General features: G+C 58.9%; 16 protein-coding genes and 1 pseudogene. 11 read left to right on the top strand and 6 right to left on the bottom strand.

Annotation, left to right across the window (positions count from 1 at the left end):
- Positions 1 to 2: 2 nt before the first annotated feature.
- Genes Z945_RS0105250 through Z945_RS0105225 form a run of 6 tightly spaced genes read right to left on the bottom strand, consistent with a single transcriptional unit; the run spans position 3 to position 4,834 of the window.
- The gene (locus Z945_RS0105250) at positions 3 to 1,400 is read right to left on the bottom strand and encodes a DUF4384 domain-containing protein (protein ID WP_025051064.1); all 1,398 of its coding nucleotides are present in this window, start codon (positions 1,398 to 1,400) and stop codon (positions 3 to 5) included.
- Positions 1,397 to 1,795: an ExbD/TolR family protein gene (locus Z945_RS0105245; RefSeq protein WP_025051063.1), complete on the bottom strand. Its 399-nt coding sequence runs from the start codon at positions 1,793 to 1,795 to the stop codon at positions 1,397 to 1,399. Before Z945_RS0105245 ends, Z945_RS0105250 begins: the two co-directional genes overlap by 4 nt.
- The gene (locus tag Z945_RS0105240; RefSeq protein ID WP_277618912.1) at positions 1,792 to 2,217 is read right to left on the bottom strand and encodes an ExbD/TolR family protein; all 426 of its coding nucleotides are present in this window, start codon (positions 2,215 to 2,217) and stop codon (positions 1,792 to 1,794) included. The genes Z945_RS0105245 and Z945_RS0105240 overlap by 4 nt, the downstream gene beginning before the upstream one ends.
- Positions 2,218 to 2,244: 27 nt before the next feature.
- Positions 2,245 to 2,871, bottom strand: a complete 627-nt coding sequence (locus Z945_RS0105235) for a MotA/TolQ/ExbB proton channel family protein (RefSeq protein WP_025051061.1) — start codon at positions 2,869 to 2,871, stop codon at positions 2,245 to 2,247.
- 1 nt (position 2,872) lies between these two features.
- A complete protein-coding gene (locus tag Z945_RS0105230) occupies positions 2,873 to 3,304 on the bottom strand; it encodes a hypothetical protein (RefSeq protein ID WP_025051060.1) in 432 nt (143 codons plus the stop codon).
- Positions 3,305 to 3,322: 18 nt separating this feature from the next.
- Positions 3,323 to 4,834: a hypothetical protein gene (locus Z945_RS0105225; protein WP_025051059.1), complete on the bottom strand. Its 1,512-nt coding sequence runs from the start codon at positions 4,832 to 4,834 to the stop codon at positions 3,323 to 3,325.
- A 216-nt stretch (positions 4,835 to 5,050) separates the two neighbouring features.
- Between Z945_RS0105225 and tssA the strand changes: the two genes are divergently transcribed.
- From tssA to tssB (Z945_RS19380), 11 genes and pseudogenes are all read left to right on the top strand, one after another.
- Positions 5,051 to 6,079, top strand: a complete 1,029-nt coding sequence (gene tssA, locus Z945_RS0105220) for a type VI secretion system protein TssA (RefSeq protein WP_025051058.1) — start codon at positions 5,051 to 5,053, stop codon at positions 6,077 to 6,079.
- Between the two features lie 74 nt (positions 6,080 to 6,153).
- Positions 6,154 to 6,663 carry a type VI secretion system contractile sheath small subunit gene (tssB, locus tag Z945_RS0105215; protein WP_025051057.1) on the top strand — a complete coding sequence of 170 codons (510 nt, stop codon included), beginning with the start codon at positions 6,154 to 6,156 and terminating at the stop codon, positions 6,661 to 6,663.
- Between the two features lie 3 nt (positions 6,664 to 6,666).
- Positions 6,667 to 8,163, top strand: coding sequence for a type VI secretion system contractile sheath large subunit (gene tssC / locus Z945_RS0105210; protein WP_025051056.1), 1,497 nt, complete (start codon positions 6,667 to 6,669; stop codon positions 8,161 to 8,163).
- Positions 8,164 to 8,233: 70 nt separating this feature from the next.
- Positions 8,234 to 8,734, top strand: coding sequence for an Hcp family type VI secretion system effector (locus Z945_RS0105205; RefSeq protein WP_025051055.1), 501 nt, complete (start codon positions 8,234 to 8,236; stop codon positions 8,732 to 8,734).
- Positions 8,735 to 8,830: 96 nt separating this feature from the next.
- A complete protein-coding gene (locus tag Z945_RS0105200; protein ID WP_025051054.1) occupies positions 8,831 to 9,646 on the top strand; it encodes a type VI secretion system accessory protein TagJ in 816 nt (271 codons plus the stop codon).
- Entirely contained in the window at positions 9,639 to 10,136 is a 498-nt protein-coding gene (gene tssE / locus Z945_RS0105195) for a type VI secretion system baseplate subunit TssE (RefSeq protein WP_025051053.1), read from the top strand. The genes Z945_RS0105200 and tssE overlap by 8 nt, the downstream gene beginning before the upstream one ends.
- A gap of 6 nt (positions 10,137 to 10,142) precedes the next feature.
- Positions 10,143 to 12,020 (top strand): type VI secretion system baseplate subunit TssF, encoded by a 1,878-nt coding sequence (gene tssF, locus Z945_RS0105190; protein ID WP_025051052.1) that lies wholly within the window; start codon positions 10,143 to 10,145, stop codon positions 12,018 to 12,020.
- The gene (tssG, locus tag Z945_RS0105185) at positions 11,984 to 13,024 is read left to right on the top strand and encodes a type VI secretion system baseplate subunit TssG (RefSeq protein WP_025051051.1); all 1,041 of its coding nucleotides are present in this window, start codon (positions 11,984 to 11,986) and stop codon (positions 13,022 to 13,024) included. The genes tssF and tssG overlap by 37 nt, the downstream gene beginning before the upstream one ends.
- 22 nt (positions 13,025 to 13,046) lie before the next feature.
- Positions 13,047 to 15,758, top strand: a complete 2,712-nt coding sequence (tssH, locus tag Z945_RS0105180; RefSeq protein ID WP_025051050.1) for a type VI secretion system ATPase TssH — start codon at positions 13,047 to 13,049, stop codon at positions 15,756 to 15,758.
- Between the two features lie 99 nt (positions 15,759 to 15,857).
- Positions 15,858 to 16,691, top strand: a complete 834-nt coding sequence (locus tag Z945_RS0105175; protein ID WP_037970646.1) for an ion transporter — start codon at positions 15,858 to 15,860, stop codon at positions 16,689 to 16,691.
- Positions 16,692 to 16,697: 6 nt separating this feature from the next.
- Positions 16,698 to 17,207 (top strand): annotated as a pseudogene (gene tssB / locus Z945_RS19380) (type VI secretion system contractile sheath small subunit); the annotation flags it as partial.
- Between the last annotated feature and the right edge of the window lie 1,162 nt (positions 17,208 to 18,369).

Below are 18,369 nucleotides of genomic sequence, written 5' to 3'. Positions count from 1 at the left end.
TGCTATTTTTCGGCTGTGGTGACAAAGAAATAGACCCATTCCCCTTTGAAATCAGGATGGGTGTCGCGGGCCTGCGCCACCTGTCCGCGCAACCAGGCGAGATAGGGCGCAGCCGGTTCTACCACGGGGCGATTCCCCTCGTACAGTGGCTCGGACGCGGCAAAAGCTGCTGCGATCTCTTGGCCATAAGGCGGTCCTACGAGCACAAAAAGTCCCGGATCATCCGGTCCTCTCGCCCCGATCACAATCTCTTCCTTTGGCGCGATCTGGCGTAGGGGGGCGCTGTCATTCGGGCTGAGGTGGATGACATTTCCGTCCGCATCAAAGTAGTCGACATAGATGTAGGCGGCATAATCCGGCCCGCCCATTTCGATGACCAAAGGCCGGTCTTTGACAAAGCGAAAGGCCCGCGCGTGGGTATCGGCACCAACGATCAACGGGTTGGTGATCTGATCGGTGGATTGCGGCAGGCCTACTTCGGCGATCCTCGTCAACGCGCCACATTGCGGCGCGGGCAGGATCAGCAAATTCTCTGTCACGTCGATATCCGCGCCCATCTGGGCACGCAAAGCCTGCAACACCGGGGCGCGCTGATCGGGCGAGGGCACATGGCCGCTGACCTGCAAAGAGGTTGTCACGGGATCAAATGTGACTTGCATTCGCGAACAGGGCACGGAAAGCGCGGCGGTCAGGCTGTCCCTGACATTATCACTGTCGGTCTGCTGCGGCGCGGTAAAGCTTTGGAATGCGGCAAGCGAAACAGGATCGACGGCACCGTCAGCGGGAAAAGCCAGAACAGCTTTGCTTGCGGTGGCTTTCGGGGTTCTCGAAGGGGTGCTTTGGGTCTCAGGGGTGCGCGGCGCGGTATTGACGCTTGGTGGGTTCAGGGATGCGACAGCGATGGGTTGCACCTGCGCGGCCTCTGCTTCTGCGGCGGTCGGGGGCATTTCGCTCGCGTCGGTCTTTGGCGGCGGGACGGGTGTTACTTGATCCGTGCGGGGCGGGCGCTGTGGCACCCTGTCGGCAACAGGGGCGGCGGCGGTTTGCGACATTGGCTTGACCTCGGCCGCCGATACGCCCTGCGTTGCTGCCTGAGGATCTTGTACGGCCGCGCTCTGTACCTGCGGCGCAACCGATGCTGCGCTCGATTGCGCGATGGCACCTGCGTTAAGGGAAGCGCCGTCGGCCTCTTGCGGTTTGGTCGCTTCGCTGACGGGGGCCTTCTCCGCCGCTGAACTGCGCGTGACGTCCTGCGCTTGTACCGACAGGCGACTTTCCGGCATTTGCTGGTCCTGAACTTCTTCGGGCTGCAATGCGGCACGCAATCCGACCGCTGCGCCCAAATGCACCAGCATGGAAACAACAAGCCCCAGCGCCCATATGCCTGCGGGGTTCTTCATGGAGCGGACGGGGTGACAACAAGCGCCACCTCTCTTGCACCAGCGGCTTCAAGCTCTGCGATCAGCGGCAGGATATGGCGCAGCTCGGCCGTGTGGTGGGCATTGATACGCACCAAGGTTTCGGGTGTTTCACGTATCCCTGCGAGCAAGGGCACCATCGGATCAGTAACGGGCAAACCATCCACCGCCATCGCGCCATCAGCGGCAACGGACAGGGTGATGCCGCCCGCGGGCATGTCGCTGCCGGTTTGGGCCACGGGGGGAGAGACCTCGAAAGGGGCGGTTGCATCCATCCGGCCGATCAGCATGAAAAACACCAGCAAAAAGAACACGACGTCGATGAGGGCGACAATCGTCTCTGGTGCCTGCCGGGCAGGGGGGCGCGTGAGCCTCATGGCCGCGCCTCAAGCCGGATCACGCGCACTTCGCGTGCGCCCGCGCGGGTGGCAATATCCATGACTGTGACCAAAGACTGCGTTTGCGCCACGCCGGTGGGCAGGATCAAAACCGGGGCACCATTGGCATCACGCACCCGTGCTGCGAGCATCTGATCATCAAGCGGCTGGCCTCGCACAAAGGGCCGCCCATCCGCACCGATACGGATCATCAGAGGACGGCTGCGCTGGTCAGGCAAAGGCGCGGTACTGGCGGTGTTCTCGTCCTGTGACACTGCCGGAATCATGTCGAGATCAAGGTAGGTGGAGGTAACCATGAAGAAGACCAGAAGGATCAAGAGAACATCGATCATCGCCACCAAGGAGATCAGCGCACGCGGCGGGCGCGGGCGTCTGAGAATGATGGCGTCGGCCTGGCTCACTCTATTACTCTCTGTGTTTGGCGGGTGTCACGCGGCACTGGGGTTCTCCTCGACCAGCATCAGGCGTCCTACGGCGTTCTCAATCATCTGCGCGGCACTTTCAGCGCGGGCTGACAGAAGCGTGGCACCGACAGCGGCGGGAATGGCGACCAGAAGGCCCACGGCAGTGGTCAAAAGCGCCTGCCAAATGCCGCCCGCCAAGACAGAGGCATTGGCCGCCCCCTGCGCCATTTCCAGCGCCTGAAAGGACTGGATCATGCCAAGCACGGTGCCCAGAAGACCCAGCAGGGGGCTGATCATCGCGATTAATTCCAGCACGCGTATCATGCTATTCATGCGGGCAACCTCTTCGTTGCCACGGCGCAGAAGCTCCGTATTCAAAGGCGCGCCCTTGAACCCTTTTGCGAGCGAGGTCATTGCGTATGATATTACCCTGTCAGCCGGGCTTTTGCCATCCTTGACCGAGGCAAGGGCCGCATCTTTCTTGCCTTCCGCCCACATCGTCACTGCAGCGTCGCGTCGCGCGGCTCCGGCACGGGCGGGCAAAAGCTGAACAATCTTAACCACGATCAGGGTGAGCGACAAAGCCGACAAGAGGGCGAGTACAACGATGATCACGCCGCCGGGGCCAAGGGTGCTGAGGTCAAACGACATCCTATTTCACCAAGGCGACAGGGGCGCGGCTGGTCAGGGTCAGGATGGGAAAGCAATCCATCTCCTCCCCGTTCTGGGGGCGGCAGGCAGTGAGGTCATGCAACAGGATTTCCGATATGTCATTGCAGGCAATTTCCGGGATCTCGAATAGTTTCAAGGTTGTCCGGCTGAGCGGCAGGGGGGCCGCATCAATCGACAAAAGGCGGTCGATCACGCCGCCGCTATCGAGAATGGCCAAGGACATTTCGAACCCTTCGAAACTGTTTTCAGTTTCGTTTCGGAAAAGAAAGAAGGCGCTACAGCCACCGGTTTCAGAAGGCTCTACCTTGTTCAACTCGACTGTCAGCCCGCCGGTAGATTGCGCGACTGCCACTAGGGGAAGGAAAGCGAAGCAACCGGCAACCAAGGTGGCAAAAAATCTCGAAAGGGTCATGGTTTGTCCTATCATGGTTCAGGCGGCTAGCGCCGTTTCTACATCCGCAAGTGCGTCAAGGGCGGTGCTGCGGATGGTGGTCTTGGTAAAGCCGTTGTCGTCAACCGCCTTGAAGAAATCGCTGTCCAGTGTCTCGCGGTAATGGCTGATGACCTTGATCGCTTCGGCTTTCAATGCAGCGCGGGCGGGGCTGTCTGGTGTCTCCACAAGAGCTTCCAGCTTGGTTTCCAGTGATGTGTCGAGCGCGTCCAGATAGTCAAACAATACGCCTGTGTTCTGGGCAATCTCTTCCAGCCCTTCGATCCCTTTGGTTTGCGTGTCGATGGCCATTTTCAGTTTGACCAATTCAGCCTGCAATCCATTGCGGGTTTTGATCCAGCTCAGGCGCGATTGGACATAGGCAACCGTATTGTCAGCGGTGCTGTCTTCGGCTTCGCGAATGCGGGCGTTGGGTGCACCGGCGGCTTCTTTCAACAGACCCACGGTGGTGCTGCCCGCCTTGAGGGCGCTGGTGAAATCGCCCGCTTCAGCCTGCGATTTGGCATAGTCAAAGGCACGCAGAATTGCGGCGGTATCGCCCGTCCGGGCGGCCATTGCGGCATCGACGCGGGCTTGCAACTGGGGCGCTGCGGTTTCCCATTTTTGCTGCGCGGGGTCGGGTCTTTCAGATGCGGCTTGCGCATCTTCATCGACAGGATTTACAGTCGACAACTGTGTTGCTTCGGCCAGCGCGAGTTGCGCTTCGGCTTCGGCAATGTCTTGCGCAGACAAGGCCTCAAGCGCCTGTTTCAGATGCGCTTTTATTATGTCCGCCTCGGCCTTCGGCATATCTTCCAAAACGGATTTCACGTCAGAGACACGCGCCAGAACCGCTTTGGCCTCAGGCGTGCTGGTCCCCTTCGCGTCGATCTGGTCGCTGGCCGTGTCCTGCGCCTCGGCCTTTTCGATCCCCCGCTGCAAAAGAGCCAGCGCCTTCTCGGCCTTTTCAAGGTCTCCCGCCTTGATCAACCCGACAATCGCCGCCGCGACTTTCCGCAGATCGTTCCCGGCAGGACCGAGTGCCGCAAGGGGGGCTTGCGCCGCCTTCAACGCTTCGGTCACCGCAGCCTTGCGGTCGGTATCCGAGGGGGCATTTTCTGTCCCGGCGGAGGCGGGAACAGCACCCTGAGGTTGAGCGCCCTCGTCGTCTTCGCTCTCAATCAGGTCGCCGCTTGGGTCCAGCACCTCGATTCGAAACGATAAATCCAGCGTCTTGAGATATTTACGCAGTCGTTTGGCAAGTGCCGGTACAACCTGACTTGCGGTCAGGCGGAGTATCTTGCCATCCAGTTCGAATGTGCCGATGGCGACCTTGGTGCCTTCGCCTTGCTTTTTTGCAATTCTTCCAATGACTTCGGGTGCCTTTATCCGCTCGATAATCAGCAGATCATCGCCTTGTGGTCCGGGGTTATAAGCCAGGTTCATCACGCGCTTCTTGCCCATCATCACGCTTTTTTTAAGCTCTTCGGGCTGGACAGGGGTGTAAGCCAAATTACATTCCTTCGCTTTTTTCGTGGAAAGCCATTGACATAAAAATGACGATAAGGCTGACTATTGGTCAAGCTTGCATTTTTCTTTCCCCTGTTTTGGGTCGGGTCGCGGGCTTGTTTTTTTAAGTGTTTTGAACCGTTTGTGTATTTTGGTATTAGCGATTTAGCCTGGTCTGCTGCCAGACTTCCCAAGATACACGCGCAACGGGGGGCCATTATGGACGTGACCAGCCTTCTCTCTTCTCTTGGGGACGATGCCCCGAGCGGTGAGAATTTGGAGTATGACCCCGCCTTCGTCGAGATGGAGTTGGCGGCGCAGCCTGGCGAGGAACGTCAGGAGGGCGACAAGATACTCGAGGCCGAAGATCCCGATTTTGGGGAGGTCATCGAGAAGGCTGAAGCTGTGCTCGGGCGCAGCCACGATATTCGCGCTGCAGTTTTTTATGCAGAGGCGGTTTTATATTCGAAAGGGATGGAAGGTTTTGCCGAAGCCACCGCCCTGATCCGCGGGTACCTCGAGAATTTCTGGGATACCTGTCACCCGGAACTGGACGAGGATGACGGCAACGATCCGACCATGCGGATCAACGCGGTGCAGGGATTGAACGGTACAGATACGGTCGTGAAGGCACTGCGCCGGACCAAGCTGACCGACAGCCGCATGTTCGGCCAGATGAGCCTGCGCGCGATTGATGTGGCGGAAGGGACGATCCCGCCTCCGGCGAGCATGACGGACATCCCTGATGCATCTTCGGTGGGCGCGGCATTTCAGGATACCGACCCTGATGTTCTGGCCGCGATCCTGGCATCGACCATCGCCGCGCAGGCCGACATCAAAGCGATCGACGAGGTGTTTTCGGACAAGACACCGGGGCAGGGGCCTGATCTGAACGAGGTGACAAAGACGCTGAACGCGATGGTGCGCCGTTTGTCGGATGCCATGGGCACCGAAGACGCCGCCAGTGAAGAAGCTGGTGAGCCGGGTGAAGTTGCCGAAGGCGAAGCGCCCGCCCCGCGCGGGGGGACACCCGGCGCAATCAGCAGCCGTCAGGATGTGCTGAACACGATGGACCGTATTCTGGGCTATTACGCCCGCTACGAGCCTTCGAGCCCGGTGCCGATGTTTCTGGAGCGCTGCAAAAAGCTGGTCGATATGGAATTCGCCGCGATCATCAAGGAAATTGCACCATCAGGCTTTGAGCAGGTTAAGCAATTGGGGGGGCTGAAAGATGAAGATTACTACTAATATCCTGACCCCGGTTTCGTTTTTCACCGCAGGTTCCGCCCTGCATCATATTTTTCAAGACCAAGGAGCCCTTCATGGCCGGTAGTTCCCAAAAATTCATAGCCCGCAACAGGGCACCCCGTGTCCAGATCGAATATGATGTGGAATTGTATGGTGCCGAGAAAAAGGTGCAGCTGCCCTTCGTGATGGGCGTGATGAGCGACCTTGCCGGTAAATCCGAAAAGGAACAGCCCGCCGTGGCGGATCGCAAGTTCCTTGAGATTGACGTTGATAACTTTGACGACCGGATGAAATCCATCGCCCCGCGTGCGGCATTCACTGTGCCGAACACCCTGACGGGTGAGGGCAACATGGCTGTCGATATCACATTTGAGAGCATGGACGATTTCAGCCCTGCTGCCATCGCCGCCAAGGTAGAGCCGCTGGCTGAGCTTCTGGATGCGCGTACGCAGCTCAGCAATCTGATGACCTACATGGACGGCAAAACCGGCGCAGAGGATCTGATCAGCAAGATCATTCAGGATCCTGCCCTGCTGAAAACTTTGGCCGCTCAGCCCAAGCCCGGCGCGAAAGAGGAGGAATAATTCATGGCCGAACAAGAAGCCCAGGTAGAAGAAGCAGGTGGTGGCACGGCCTTTGGCTCTTCGGAGTTTGAAAGCCTGCTGCAAAAGGAATTCCGCCCCAAGTCGGATCAGGCCAAGACGGCCGTTGAATCGGCGGTCAAGGCGCTTGCCGAACAGGCGCTCAGCAACACCGCCCTGATCTCGGACGATGCGCTGCGTTCGATCGAAAGCATCGTGGCCGAGATCGACAAAAAACTGACAGAGCAGGTGAACCTTATCCTGCACCATGAAGAATTCCAGCAGATGGAAAGCGCCTGGCGCGGTTTGCATTATCTGGTGAACAACACTGAATCGGACGAGATGTTGAAGATCCGGGTGATGAACATCTCCAAGAAGGACATGCACAAGACCCTGCGCAAGTTCAAAGGTACCGCTTGGGACCAGTCGCCGATCTTCAAGAAGCTTTATACCGAGGAATTCAGCCAGCTGGGTGGTGAGCCTTACGGCACGCTAATTGCGGATTACCATTTCGATCACAGCCCGCAGGATGTCGAGCTGTTGGGCGAGATGGCCAAGGTTGCCGCCGCAGGCCACGCACCGTTGATTACGGGGGCCAAGCCCAGCCTGTTCCAGATGGACAACTGGTCAGAGCTGAGCAATCCGCGCGATCTGACCAAAATCTTCCAGACGCCGGAATATGCCTCTTGGAAATCCCTGCGCGAAAGCGAGGATTCAAAGTATGTCGGTCTGGCGATGCCGCGCTTTCTGGGTCGTTTGCCCTACGGTGCCAAAACCGAACCGGTGGAGGCGTTTGCCTTCGAAGAAGACACCGACGGGTCGGATGCTACCAAATACGGTTGGGTCAACGCGGCCTATGGCATGGCGGTGAATATCAACCGATCCTTCAAGGAATACGGCTGGTGTAGCCGCATTCGTGGTGTGGAATCCGGCGGTACGCTGGAGAATCTGCCCAGCCACACCTTCCCCACAACCGATGGCGGCGTGGACCAGAAATGTCCCACAGAAATTGCCATCGATGACCGGCGCGAGGCGGAGCTTGCCAAGAATGGTATGATGCCGCTGATCCACCGGAAGAACACGGACGTTGCAACCTTTATGGGCGCTCAATCCCTGCACAAACCGGCAGAGTATGACGACCCGGATGCCACGGCCAACGCAAATCTTGCCGCCCGACTTCCTTATCTTTTCGCCACATGCCGCTTTGCGCATTACCTCAAATGCATGGTGCGCGACAAGATCGGCTCGTTCAAGAGCCGTCAGGATATGGAAGCCTGGTTGCAGGAGTGGATCAACAATTACGTTGATTTCAACGCCGACGTTTCGTCGGAAAGTGAGAAGGCGCGGAAACCTCTGGCAGCGGCGGAAGTCGTGGTCGAAGAGGTGGAAGGCAACCCCGGTTATTATTCTTCAAAGTTCTTCCTGCGACCACATTACCAGTTGGAAGGTCTTTCGGTATCGTTGCGGCTTGTTTCCAAGCTCCCTTCTGAGAAAGGTGCCTAACCCTCCGTATTTCCGTCGGGTCGGCCCGCATAACGCATAACGCAAACTACTTTTTGAAAGGAATAGCACAATGGCTGCTAATATGTTCGTCCACATCTCGGATATTCCCGGCGATGCGACAGAGATCAATCATGACAAATGGATTGTCATCCAAAGCGCCAACTTCGAGATGGAGCGGTCGGTTGATATGACCGATCTCGGCTCAAACCAGCGTGCACACGCCAACACCAACTTCCAGAAGATCGAAGTGACCTCTCAAATCGGGATCGCCTCGAACGAGATCGCTAAATCTGTGGCAAACGGCACCGTCCGCCCCGAAATCAAGATCGAGTTCTGCCGGTCTGGTGACAGTGCGGCTCAGGGTCTCAAGGCATTCTCGGTCTGGACGCTCAAGCATGTGATCATCGACAAGTACTCCATCGCCTATTCCGAGGATGGCATCCCCGAGGAAACATGGGCGCTGGCCTATATCGGGGTGGAGCATGAGTATAAGGAAACCAACCAGCAGACAGGTGCGCTGACCACGAAGAACGTGTTCAAATGGAACCTGCGGACCGGCGACGTCAGCTGATTGTTCCGACTTTGCCGTGCGCGTGGCTTGCGCGCACGGCTTTCGACCTTCTACGCGACCATTCTCCTCGCATCCTGACCGAGCGGAGGCTGTCTTATGACGCCCGAAGAGCATCTGAAATCCGGCAACCTGACCGAAACGCTGAAGGCGTTGCAGGACAAGGTGCGCGCCGATCCGTCCGATGCCAAGCTGCGCATCTTTCTGTTCCAGCTTCTGAGCGTTCTGGGCGATTGGAAACGTGCGATCACGCAGCTTAAAATCAGCGCAGAGATGGACCCGCTGGCCCTAATGATGGCGCAGACCTACCGCGAGGGGATCATCTGCGAGGTCTACCGCGAAAAGGTGTTCAAGGGTGAGAAAGACCCGATGATTTTTGGCGAGCCTGAGCCCTGGCTTGCCCTGTTGATTGAAGCGCAAAAACTGCTGGCCACCGGCAAACTGGAAGAGGCCGCAAAGCTGCGCGAACAGGCGTTCGCCGATGCGCCTGCGACCAGTGGCACCGTCAATGGCACCGCGTTCGAGTGGATTGCCGATGCTGACATGCGTCTGGGTCCGGTTCTGGAAGTCATCGTGAACGGACGCTATTTCTGGCTGCCGTTTTCGCAGATTAGCAAGCTTGAGATGGAGCCGCCCGCCGATCTGCGCGACTATGTCTGGACGGCTGCCACCCTGACGCTGCGCAATGGCGGCGAGGTCGTGGCGCTGATCCCGACCCGTTATGCAGGCACGCCCGAGACAGGCACCGATGCCGCAAAACTAGCCCGCGCCACCGATTGGCGCGATGCAGGCAACGACACCTATCTTGGCACCGGGCAGCGCCTGTTTGCGACGGATCAGGAAGACATCGCCTTGCTCGACATCCGCGAGTTGGTGCTGGCTTCGGCACCCGGAGAGGCGGCCAGCGATGGCTGACAACCTGCTCTCGGAACGCTTGCAGCCCTCGCTGCTGGACCGGCTCACCGACGATGCGCCGAACGAGAAAGCCGAATCCCGCACGCACCGCGCCATCGACATTTCGCGCCTGCGCGAGATCATCAAGCGGGATCTGTCGTGGCTGTTGAACACCAACAATCTGGGCAAGACCTTAGACGCGAACCGCTACCCCCATGCGGCGCGTTCGGTTCTGAACTACGGTGTAACCGAGGTCGCAGGTGAATATTCCACGTCACAGCGGGCCGAGATGATCCGTAAATCAATCCTCAACGCCATTGCGATTCACGAGCCGCGCATCATCCGTGGCTCTGCTGCGGTTGAGCTGCGCACCGAGCAAAGCAAAGGTGAAACGCAGATCGCGTTTGATATTCACGCCGATATGTGGGCCCAGCCCATGCCGCTCGAGCTTTATCTGCGCAGCAAGGTCGATATGGCCTCTGGCGAAGTGACGCTGGACAGGGTGGGCTGACGCAAAATGGATACCCGGCTGCTCAGACATTACGAAAACGAACTGGCCTTCATGCGCGACATGGGGGCCGAGTTTGCCGAAGCCTATCCCAAGATCGCATCGCGGTTGGGGATGGAAGGGGTCGAAGTGCTCGACCCCTATGTGGAGCGCTTGCTGGAAGGTGTGGCGTTTCTGTCCGCGCGGGTTCAGCTGGAACTCGAAATGCAGTTTCCGGTCTTCACCTCGCACCTGCTCGAGATCATCTATCCCCATTATCTGGCTCCCACACCGTCGATGATGATCGCGCAGCTACGGCCCGATCTGGCCAATGCCGGGCTGAAGAAGGGCTATAAAATTCCACGCCACACGACCCTGCGCAGCCGCCTACTCGACGGGGAACAAACCGCCTGCGAATTTCGCACCGCCAATGATCTTACGCTTTGGCCCATCGAGATTTCAGAGGCGGAGTATATCGAAAGCCGTGGTGGTCTGGTGGCCGCTGGCGTTGGGGCAGATACGGCTGCGCGGGCGGGCATCCGTTTGCGGCTCAAACGATTGGACGGTGATCCGATCGCTGATCTGGCGCTGGACAATCTGACGCTCTATCTCGAACGTCAATCAGGGCGCAGCTGGCAATTGCACGAATTGCTCTCGACCCAAACGGTTGCCTTGGCAGGCCGCTCTGCGGACAGGCGCGCCGATTGGACCCTCGCCTTGCCGGACGGCAAGCTCAATCCCCTGGGGTTTACCCCTGAAGAAGCTCTCTTGCCCACGCCGCGCCGCTCTTTTGACGGCTACCGTTTGCTGCAGGAATACTTCGCGATGCCTGAACGCTTTTTGTTCGTGCAGCTGGCCGGATTGCAACCCGCCCTTAAGGAAGCCAAGGGCGATGAAGTCGACATCTATATCCTGTTGGGCGATGGCAACCGCGACCTTGCCGCGGCTGTCACCCCGGAGGCCTTTGGCCTGAACGCTGTACCTGCAATCAATCTGTTCAAGAAGCGCTGCGACCGGGTGCATGTGACCTCGAAAGACATAGAGCAGCATGTGGTACCCAACCGCACCGCCGGTCTGGATTACGAGATTTACAACATCGAAAGTGTCACGGGCATCAGCGGTGACGGGTCTGACGATGTGGTGTTCCGGCCGTTTTATTCCGCGACCGATTTCACCGCCGCGGGCGATGTGCATACGTCCTATTACACCCAAAGCCGCAAGATGCGACAGCGCAGTGAGAAAGAGCGCCTGCGCGGTGTGCGCACCTCCTATCTGGGGTCAGAGCTTTACCTGTCGCTGGTGGACCGCAAACAGGCCCCCTACAGCGCCAGCCTTGACCAGCTTGCTGTCACCGCGTTGTGCACCAACCGCGACCTGCCGATGCTCCTGTCGGTTGGGGACACAGATGTGTTTCACCTGCCTGATGGTGGCCCGGTCAAATCCGTGCGCACGCCCATTTCGCCCACTCGGCCCAATCCGACGTTGGCGCAGGGCGATACCGCATGGCGCCTGATCAGTCATTTGTCGCTGAATTATTTGTCCATCGCACAAACCGATGAGGGCAGCTCAGCCGAGGCGCTGCGCGAGTTGATCGGCATTTACGCGCCGCTTGGCAACCGCGTCACGGAAAAGCAGCTGGAAGGCATCACCGATGTGCGCAGCCGCCCCATCGTGCGCCGGATGAGTGACGAGATCCTGTCGACCGCTGTGCGCGGGATGGAGATCACAATCGAATTTGACGAATCCTTTTTTGAGGGGACCAGCGTCTATGTGCTGGGTTCCGTGATGGAGCGGTTTTTCCGCAAATATGCCACCATCAACAGCTTTACAGAAACCGTTCTCAAGACCGAACGACGAGGGGAAATTGCCCGATGGCGACCAACAAGCGGGTTGGGTCAGATACTCTGAGCCACTTCGACAAACTGGTAGAAGACCCTGAAAAGCATCATATCTTTCAGGCGATGCGGGTCATCGACGCGGCCTATCCCGATGCGCCACGACTGGGCGACGCACGCCGTCCGCGCGAAGACCGCGTGCGCCTTGGTCAAGAAGCAGAACTGGCGTTCCCGCCCTCCACGATCTCAAGCTTCAAACCCGGCGTAGGCAAATTGCCGGGCAAGCTGCTGAACCGGTTCTTCGGGATGTTCGGCCCGCATGGCCCCCTGCCGCTGCACCTCACAGAATACGCGCGCAACCGGCAGCGGAACCAGCGCGACCATACGATCGTGGCCTTTGCCAACATGCTGACCCACCGCATGATGAGTCTGTTCTACCGTGCCTGGCGCAGCGGCCAGCCCGCCGCAAGCTTTGACCGCGAGGATGACGAGTTCGAGCGCCGCGTCGCGGCTGTTGCAGGTTTTCGCGGCGATGCGATGCAGGAACGCGACGCGATGCCGGACCTCTCGCGCCGTCACTTCGCCGCCTATATGGCCCAGAATTCCAAGAACCCGGACGGATTGAAGTCGTTTCTCTCCGCCTTCTTTGACGTGCAGGTCGAGCTGGAGCAATTCGTGGGATGCTGGCTGCAACTGGAGCCGGATGACCGCTGGGAAATGGGCAGCATGGCGCGGTTAGGCCAGACCGCCAGCATTGGCAACAAAGTCTGGAGCCGCACCGCCAAGTTTCGCCTACGCATCGGGCCATTGGACCGCGAACGCTATGACCGCTTTCTACCCGGCAACGAGGGGTTCTCCCGGCTCGAAGCGATAGTGCGCAGTTATGTCGGCGACAGTCTGGATTGGGATGTGCAGCTGATCCTCAAGGGGGAGGACGTGCCGCGCGCAGTTTTGGGTGGCACCACCCGCCTGGGCCAAAGCTCATGGGTCGATATGAAGAAAGACGATGACACGCCGCGCCCGGATGCGGGGGATCTTTTTCTGGCCCCGGCAACCAATTTAAGCGCCTCGGCATGAACGAATTTAAGGGAGTAACACAATGAGCGAGATCAGCAGGGTCGCATTGTTCGGAAAGCTGAACAGCCTTGGGTACAAGGCGGTTGAGGGGGCTACTGTCTTTTGCAAGATGCGTGGCAATCCATACGTCGAAGTCGTGCATTGGCTGCACCAGATCTTGCAGGGGCAAGACAGTGACCTCCACCGCATTGTCGATCACTATGATCTGGATGTGGGCAAGATCGCCGCCGAGATGACCCGCAATCTGGACGGTCTGCCGCGCGGGGCGACGGCCATTTCCGACCTGAGCGATCACCTGATGGATGCGATGGAACGCGGCTGGGTCTTTGGCTCGCTGCTTTACAGCTCCTCGAATGTGCGCACCGGGCATCTGCTGCTTGGCATGCTGAAGACGCCCGCGCTGCGCAACATATTATCAAGCATTTCGCCCGAACTGGCCAAGATCAAACATGACGATCTGGCCGAAAATTTTCACGATGCCACCAATGGCTCGCCGGAAGATCATATGGGCGCACAGGACGGGTCGCATACGGGCGGCGGGGCGGTTCCGGGCGAAGCTTCTGACGCGATGTCGCCAGCCCAGATGGGCAAGGGCGAAGCGCTGGAGCAGTTTTGCACCGATCTGACCGAACAGGCGCGGAATGGCGAGATTGATCCCATCGTGGGCCGCGATGAGGAAATACGCCAGATTGTTGATGTGCTGATGCGGCGCCGGCAGAACAACCCGATCCTGACAGGCGAGGCAGGTGTCGGTAAAACCGCTGTGGTTGAGGGTTTTGCCCTGCGCATTGCACGCGGCGATGTCCCGCCCGCGCTGCATGATGTGCGGCTGCTGGTGCTGGATGTCGGTCTGCTGCAGGCTGGCGCGTCCATGAAGGGCGAGTTTGAAAACCGCCTGCGCTCCGTCATTGACGAGGTGCAGGCCAGTCCCACGCCGATCATCATGTTCGTCGATGAAACCCATACGCTGGTGGGTGCCGGTGGTGCAGCAGGGACGGGCGACGCGGCGAACCTGTTGAAACCGGCGCTTGCACGAGGGACATTGCGCACAATCGGCGCGACCACATGGGCCGAATACAAGAAATACATCGAAAAAGACCCCGCTTTGACCCGCCGCTTTCAGGTGGTGCAGGTGGATGAACCCGATGTGCCCAAAGCCATCATGATGATGCGCGGCATCGCGTCGATGCTGGAAAAGCATCACAAGGTGCAGGTGCTCGACGAAGGGATCGAGGCTGCAGTGGCGCTGTCGGCCCGCTACATTCCTGCGCGGCAACTGCCGGACAAATCGGTCAGCGTGCTGGACACCGCCTGCGCCCGTGTGGCGGTCAGCCAGCATGCCGTGCCCGCGCAGGTCGACGATGCACAGCGCAGGATCGAAGCGCTGGAGACCGAGCTCGAGATTATCGGGCGCGACGAAACTGCCGGCTTTGACGTGGAAGACCGCCGCGCCAAGGTCGAGGCGGAAAAGGCCGAGGTCGCAGAGCGACTGACCGGCCTGCAGGCCCGTTGGGACGTGGAAAAAGAGATCGTTGCCGAAATTCTGGACCTGCGTGCGCAACTGCGTGCCGGTGGTGCGCCCGTTGAAGAAGGTTCAGAGCTTGCCCCCGAAGGCGGCGAAGACGCGCTGGATGAGACTGCACGCGCCGAAGTGATGGAAAAGCTGAAGGCCGCGAACGCAAAGTTGCATGAAGCGCAGGGTGAAAGCCCGCTGATCCTGCCCATCGTCGACGAACAGGCGGTCGCCAGCGTTGTCGGTGATTGGACGGGCATCCCTGTGGGCCGCATGGTAAGCGATGAACTTGCCACGGTCCTGAGCCTTGAGGAGCATCTGGGCAAACGTGTAATCGGTCAGGACCACGCGATGGCGATGATCGCCAAACGCATCCAGACCAGCCGCGCGGGCCTTGATAACCCGAACAAACCCATTGGCGTTTTCATGCTGGCGGGTACATCCGGTGTGGGTAAGACCGAAACGGCGCTGGCTTTGGCCGAGGTGCTTTATGGTGGCGAGCAGAACGTTATCACGATCAACATGAGCGAGTATCAGGAAGCGCATAGCGTCAGCTCACTGAAAGGCGCGCCTCCGGGGTATGTCGGCTATGGAGAAGGGGGCGTGCTGACCGAAGCAGTGCGGCGCAAACCATACTCCGTCGTATTGCTGGACGAGGTGGAAAAGGCTCACCCCGATGTGCACGAGATCTTTTTTCAGGTGTTCGACAAGGGCGTCATGGAAGACGGCGAAGGTCGCACGATTGATTTTAAGAACACGCTCATTCTGCTGACCTCGAACGCGGGCTCCGATCTTATCATGGACCTGTGCAGCGATCCTGATCTGCTGCCCGAACCCGAAGGCATCGCCAAGGCGCTGAGGGATCCTCTGCTCAAGATTTTCCCGGCGGCCCTGCTGGGGCGGCTGGTGACGATCCCCTATTATCCGCTCAGCCCGCATATGATCGCCGAAATCACGAAGCTGCAGCTGAATCGCATCAAGAAGCGGGTGGAGCAAACGCACGACGTGCCCTTCACCTATTCCGATGCCGTGGTCGATCTGATCGTGGACCGTTGTCAGGAGATTGAAAGCGGCGGACGGATGATCGACGCGATCGTGACCAACACCATGCTGCCCGACATCTCGGCCGAGTTTCTGCGCCGGATGATGGAGGGCAAACCGGTCAAGGCGGTCAACATCGATGTCACCGACAGCACCTTCACCTACAGCTTTGACGGATGACACAAAGCCATGCTGAGCGACTGATCAACGACAGCCCGAAGCAACGGGGGCGGGCGGACGAAAAGGAAAGAGATTGTGCAAGAGATTGACAGAACCAAGATGAGCGCACGCCGGGCATGGGTCTATGATCTGGTCGAGGCCTCCTGGTTCAAGAACGCCATCATGGTCGTTATCATTTTCAATGCCATCACCCTTGGCATGTCCACTTCTGACTATCTGATGGCGCAGATGGGTGGGCTCTTGTCCGTGCTCGATAACGTTGTGTTGACGATCTTTGTGGCCGAACTTCTGTTGAAATTCTATGCCTACCGGCTCGCATTCTTCCGCTCTGCCTGGAACATCTTTGACCTCGCGGTTGTGGGTCTGGGCCTGTTGCCAAGCCAGGAAGGGCTGTCTGCCCTGCGCGGATTGCGCGTGATCCGGGCCATGCGTCTTCTGTCGGTGGTGCCGCAAATGCGTGCGGTGGTGCAGGCGTTGCTGGATGCCTTGCCGGGGATGGGCGCGGTGATCGTAATGATCTCCATCGTGTTCTACGTCTTTGGTGTGATGGCCACATTGATGTACGGCAACGCCTTTGACGAATGGTTCGGCACGCTGGGCCGATCCCTTTATTCACTGTTCCAGATCATGACGCTGGAAAGCTGGTCAATGGGCATCGTGCGCCCGGTGATGGAGCAGTATCCATCGGCCTGGGCCTTCTTTGTCCCGTTCATCGTCATCACCGCCTTCTCCGTGCTCAACCTGTTTATCGGCCTGCTGGTCAACACCATGCAGGGGGCCGTGGAAGAAGAAACAGAGGCCGAGTTTGAAAACCTGCGTGCGCTTGTCCGCGACGAAACGGATACGGTGGACCGTAATGTGCTGGCCCTGATGGAAGAGGTCAAAGCTCTGCGTGCAGAGATTGCCGCCAGCCGTGGCGAAGGAGGAGGCTGATCCGCAATGGCCGGGAATTCGCAAAAGTTCATTGCCCGCAATCGGGCACCCCGGGTCCAGATCGAATATGATGTGGAGCTTTATGGGGCCGAGAAGAAGGTGCAGCTGCCCTTTGTGATGGGCGTGATGAGCGACCTTGCGGGTAAATCAGAGGTTGATCAGGGATCTGTCGTGGATCGCAAGTTTCTGGAAATCGACGTCGATAATTTCGACAGCCGGATGAAAGCGATAGCCCCGCGCGCGGCCTTTACCGTGCCAAATACGCTGACCGGCGAAGGCAATCTGGCGATTGATTTGACGTTCGAGAAAATGGCCGATTTCGAACCGGGTGCCATTGCCGCCCGGACCGAGGCTTTGCGCCCACTGCTTGAGGCGCGCACGCAGTTGACCAACCTTATGACCTATATGGATGGCAAAGCGGGGGCCGAAAGCCTGATTGAAAAGGTGCTCGCAAACCCTGCATTGCTCTCTGCTTTGGCGACGGATCCGGCGGAACAAACGGATGCCCATGCCCAAGCGCTCGACGCATTGCGCACCGTCGAAGTGGAGATACCGAAGGGCACCGATACATCCGGCGTACTGGATGGTTTGCGCACCGCATCCCCGCCCGAGGTTGCCCCTGATGATACAACCGACGCCGCGCTCGCAGGCCTACGCAACACGTTGGTCCCGGAAGACAAGACCGACGACAGCAACGCCGCGCTGGACGCCTTACGGCAAACAACGGTGGATGTCGCACCGACCGAGAGCGGTTCTGATGCACTGGATGCACTTCGGGCATCTGCTCCTGAGGACGCGCCGCACACCGATGAAAGCGGCAACACTCTTGACGCTTTGCGTGCGGTTCAGCCGGCCACGCCGGAGGAGATTAATGAGAGTGCAGCCGTGCTTGCGGCGCTTGAGGCAAACCCGTCAGAAGAAGCGCTAGCGGAGGACCGTACCGCAGAGGTCCTGGCCGGGATCGAAAAGGGCACGCCCACGGATGCCCCCGACGCGCCTGATGCCGCCGCCGAAGCGCTGGCCAGTTTGGAGACCGTCGAGGATGATACAGCGGTCGAAACGTCCGATGATATCCTTGCCGGAATCGAAAGCGTCGAAGTGCCAGAGGAGGCAGACAAAACCGAAGATGTCCTCGCTGGTTTGGACACCGTGGAAGTGGTGCCTGAAGAAGACACCGCCGTAGATGTGCTCGCCGGGATCGAAGCGGTTGAGCCCCCAACTGACGACACCGAGGATACCACCGATATTCTGGCCGGACTGGAAAGCGCTGTTCCCGAGACCGAGGAGGCTAACGACACGGCGGAGGTTCTTGCGGGCATAGAAATTGTTGATGGCGCGGTTGTCGAAGACAGCGCAAATGAGGTGCTTGCTGGTCTGGATCTGATCGAAGAGGTCGAACCGGAAGAAGATGCCACCGACATTCTCGCAAGCATTGAAGCCGCCATGGAAGAACCCGAGCAGGAGAGCGTAGCCGATGTTCTCGCCGAGATCGAACCGGTCGCGGAGGTCGACGATACGGAGGACGCGAGCGATATCCTCGGCGGGTTGGAGGCGGTTGAAGACACTGAGCCAGATGGGGATGCCGCTGATATCCTCGCGGGGATTGAAACGGTTGCACAAGAGCCGGTGCAGGAGAGCGCCGCGGAGGTTCTTGCGGGGATCGAGATTGCTGAAGAGA

Source organism: Sulfitobacter noctilucae (assembly GCF_000622365.1).
GTDB classification, from domain to species: domain Bacteria; phylum Pseudomonadota; class Alphaproteobacteria; order Rhodobacterales; family Rhodobacteraceae; genus Sulfitobacter; species Sulfitobacter noctilucae.
The sequence above is the reverse complement of the archived record's forward strand: the minus strand, read 5'-3'. Positions and strand labels throughout refer to the sequence as shown.

Excerpts from the sequence above, each read along its gene's own strand:
- tssB (WP_025051057.1), top strand. The coding sequence starts at position 6,154 with ATGGCCGGTAGTTCCCAAAAATTCATAGCCCGCAACAGGGCACCCCGT.
- Z945_RS0105245 (WP_025051063.1), bottom strand. The coding sequence starts at position 1,795 with ATGAGGCTCACGCGCCCCCCTGCCCGGCAGGCACCAGAGACGATTGTC.
- Z945_RS0105175 (WP_037970646.1), top strand. The coding sequence starts at position 15,858 with ATGAGCGCACGCCGGGCATGGGTCTATGATCTGGTCGAGGCCTCCTGG.
- tssC (WP_025051056.1), top strand. The coding sequence starts at position 6,667 with ATGGCCGAACAAGAAGCCCAGGTAGAAGAAGCAGGTGGTGGCACGGCC.
- Z945_RS0105230 (WP_025051060.1), bottom strand. The coding sequence starts at position 3,304 with ATGACCCTTTCGAGATTTTTTGCCACCTTGGTTGCCGGTTGCTTCGCT.
- Z945_RS0105250 (WP_025051064.1), bottom strand. The coding sequence starts at position 1,400 with ATGAAGAACCCCGCAGGCATATGGGCGCTGGGGCTTGTTGTTTCCATG.
- Z945_RS0105200 (WP_025051054.1), top strand. The coding sequence starts at position 8,831 with ATGACGCCCGAAGAGCATCTGAAATCCGGCAACCTGACCGAAACGCTG.
- tssE (WP_025051053.1), top strand. The coding sequence starts at position 9,639 with ATGGCTGACAACCTGCTCTCGGAACGCTTGCAGCCCTCGCTGCTGGAC.
- Z945_RS0105205 (WP_025051055.1), top strand. The coding sequence starts at position 8,234 with ATGGCTGCTAATATGTTCGTCCACATCTCGGATATTCCCGGCGATGCG.
- tssF (WP_025051052.1), top strand. The coding sequence starts at position 10,143 with ATGGATACCCGGCTGCTCAGACATTACGAAAACGAACTGGCCTTCATG.
- tssH (WP_025051050.1), top strand. The coding sequence starts at position 13,047 with ATGAGCGAGATCAGCAGGGTCGCATTGTTCGGAAAGCTGAACAGCCTT.
- tssA (WP_025051058.1), top strand. The coding sequence starts at position 5,051 with ATGGACGTGACCAGCCTTCTCTCTTCTCTTGGGGACGATGCCCCGAGC.
- tssG (WP_025051051.1), top strand. The coding sequence starts at position 11,984 with ATGGCGACCAACAAGCGGGTTGGGTCAGATACTCTGAGCCACTTCGAC.
- Z945_RS0105235 (WP_025051061.1), bottom strand. The coding sequence starts at position 2,871 with ATGTCGTTTGACCTCAGCACCCTTGGCCCCGGCGGCGTGATCATCGTT.